General features: G+C 57.1%; 1 pseudogene. It reads left to right on the top strand.

Going from position 1 to position 1,586, the window contains the following annotated elements:
• Nucleotides 1–35 precede the first annotated feature (35 nt).
• Nucleotides 36–1,586, top strand: a pseudogene (locus HWX03_RS36605) (S-layer family protein); the annotation flags it as partial.

The following is a 1,586-nucleotide window of genomic DNA, read 5'->3' as shown; positions in this document are numbered from 1 at the left end:
TCGCGACGCTGCCTGCGATCAAATCGGCAGCATGATTGCCTCGGACGTTCCACTTAAAAATCTCAGAAAACTGTCCGAATGAGCGAGGCCACCTCTTTGAACTTGGGGGAACCGCTGCGAATGGCCAGGGAACCGGTATCGGTCTGAATGCGAACACGCAAGTCAATGTTAACGGCAGTAACGACGGCATCAACGAGGCTGCTGGCGATACGGCTGGCGTCTATGGCGGTGGCGACGTTATCAATCTTGCGGCTGATACTTGTACGGTTCTGGGCGATACGAACGGCGCCTTCGACACGATCAACGGCAATGGCGTTGAACTCGGAGGAACTGCTGCGAATGGCCAGGGAACTGGCATCGGGTTGAATGTAAACACGCAAGTCAATGTCAACGGCAGCAACGACGGCATCAACGAGGCTGCTGGCGATACGGCTGGCGTCTATGGCGGTGGCGACATTATCAATCTTGCGGCTGATACTTGTACGGTTCTGGGCGATACGAACGGCGCCTTCGACACGATCAACGGCAATGGCGTTGAACTCGGAGGAACTGCTGCGAATGGCCAGGGAACTGGCATCGGGTTGAATGTAAACACGCAAGTCAATGTCAACGGCAGCAACGACGGCATCAATGAGGCCGCTGGCGACACGGCTGGCGTCTACGGCGGTGGCGACGTTATTAATCTCGCGGCCAATACATGCACGGTAGTCGGAGACACCAACGGAGCTTTCGACACGATTGACGGCAGCGGTGATGCGTTGGGTGGAACTGCAGCGAACGGTCAAGGCACCGGTATTGGCATGAACGTCAACAGTCAGGTCAATGTCAGAGGTAGCGGCGATGGCGTGAACGAAGCCGCCGGAGACAGTCTCGGCGTCTATGGAGGCGGCAACACGATCAACACGGTGGCCGGAGCGCTAACGTATGTCGCCGACACGAACGGTAGTGCGGATACGATTAATGCCAGCGGCGACGCGTTTGGCGGCAAGACGGCCAATGGTCAGGACACAGGTATCTACGTCGACGGAGATAGTCAATTAGATGTCAACGGCAGCAATGACGGCATCAACGGTTCAAGCGACAACATCACTGTCGATGGTCAATATGACTCTGTCGACGGAAATAGCGACACCATCAACTTCTCCGGATCAAATACCGGTGACATAGTCGATGGCACTGGCGATACGGGGGCTGATTGGTCTGGGATTGACTATATCGATCAATCGAGCCCCCCGGCCGACAATGGCGACCCTAGCGGCGGCTATGGCGGCTACTACGGCGGCTATGGTTTTTCAGGCGACCGAAGTGCGGTGCAAAGCAAGCTAGCCAGCGATGTAACCGCCATCGCTCAGTACGACCAACATCAAGGGAACGCCGCGGCCGCTAACGCCGCCAAGAACGGGTTCGCCCAGGCGGGTGAAATGGCTCGAGATACTGCCACCTCTGCCGGTTCCGGTCCTAACGTACTCGAGGGTGCTCGGTGGGATGCATCCACGATCACCTGGAACTTCGACAGCGCCAATGGTCCGCAAAACGGGCAGTACGAAAAAGAGGTCGAACAAGCCTTTGCAACGTGGGCGGCTGCT

It is taken from the genome of Burkholderia sp. BCC0397, from assembly GCF_902832865.1.
Lineage (GTDB): Bacteria > Pseudomonadota > Gammaproteobacteria > Burkholderiales > Burkholderiaceae > Burkholderia.
This window is presented reverse-complemented; position numbering and strand designations above follow the sequence as displayed.